The sequence below is a fragment of the Microvirga sp. P4_G7 genome (assembly GCF_056401005.1).
On sequence record NZ_JBFUKD010000958.1, the window covers coordinates 1 to 1095 of the forward strand.

Sequence of the window (1095 nt, forward strand, 5' to 3'; positions counted from 1 at the left end):
CGTCACATAGGCATCCGGAATGCCGAGCACCCGCGACACCACGTGCTGTACTTCCGTCACATAGGCATCCGGAATGCCGAGCACCCGCGACACCACGTGCTGTACTTCGGTCGGATGTTGCGTCGACGAGTACACGAACACGTCGCCGTCCTCGCCGGGGATCGCCATCGCGATCTGACCCTCGAGGTAGAAATGCTCCTGACCGCCGATGTGAAACTGCCCGGCGAGGCGATGCGGCGCGGCCGCGATTGCCGGCTGAACGTCGCCACGCCCAAATGCATAATCGGGCAGCACAGTCTCTTCCCGGTCGAGGGCGTCTTCCACCGTGACGCTCGGCCGCTCATCCTCGATCACGATGCTCGCAAGCTTCGCTGCGCGGCGTGCGATATCGCGCTCCGTTGCGACCACAGCGAAGAGGGCCTGGCCGTGAAAGCTGATCGCGTCGTCCGCGAACAGCGGATCGTCGGCGAAGGCCGGTGCGATATCGTTCTTGCCTGGAATGTCTGCGGCGGTGAGAACCGCGACGACACCGGGAACGGCGCGAACCGGATCGAGGTCGAGCGACACGAGCCTGCCGCGCGCCTTGGGCGATTGTCCGAGCGCGATATGAAGCGTGCCATCGGGCTCGCGGATATCGTCGATGTATTGCGCGGCACCCTGCACGTGCTTCGCCGCTGAATCGTGCGGCAGCGATTGGCGGACATGGCGAAGGCTTTCCGCATCCGTGGATTTGACGGGAGCATTCATCGCACTCACTCCGCCGCTTCGAGCGGCTCGCGGCGGCCGACCAGCCGCGTCGCGCGAGTCTGCCCATAGGCGATCTCGCTCAAAGCTTTGAACAGTAGATTCCGCGCCACCGTCGACCGATAGGATGCGGAGGCCCGATGGTCGTCGAGCGGCTGATAGTCACGCGCCATAGCGGCAAATCCCGCCTCCCATGAGGATGGATCGTCGAGCGAGGCTCCGCGCAGCGCCTCCTCGGTCAACAGGGCACGCTTAGGCGTGCCGGCCATGCCGCCGAAGGCGATGCGCGCACCGATGATCTCGCGCCCCGAAAGCGTCAGCCTGAAGGCACCCATCACTGCGGAGGTATAC

1 protein-coding gene and 1 pseudogene are annotated in these 1095 nt (G+C 64.9%); both read right to left on the minus strand.

What is annotated here, in order from left to right:
• Positions 1-747, minus strand: a 747-nt coding sequence (locus AC1DT3_RS22200) for a molybdopterin cofactor-binding domain-containing protein (RefSeq protein ID WP_477467337.1), incomplete at its 3' end; no start/stop codon positions are given.
• Positions 748-752: 5 nt separating this feature from the next.
• A pseudogene (locus AC1DT3_RS22205) lies at positions 753-1095 on the minus strand (xanthine dehydrogenase small subunit); the annotation flags it as partial.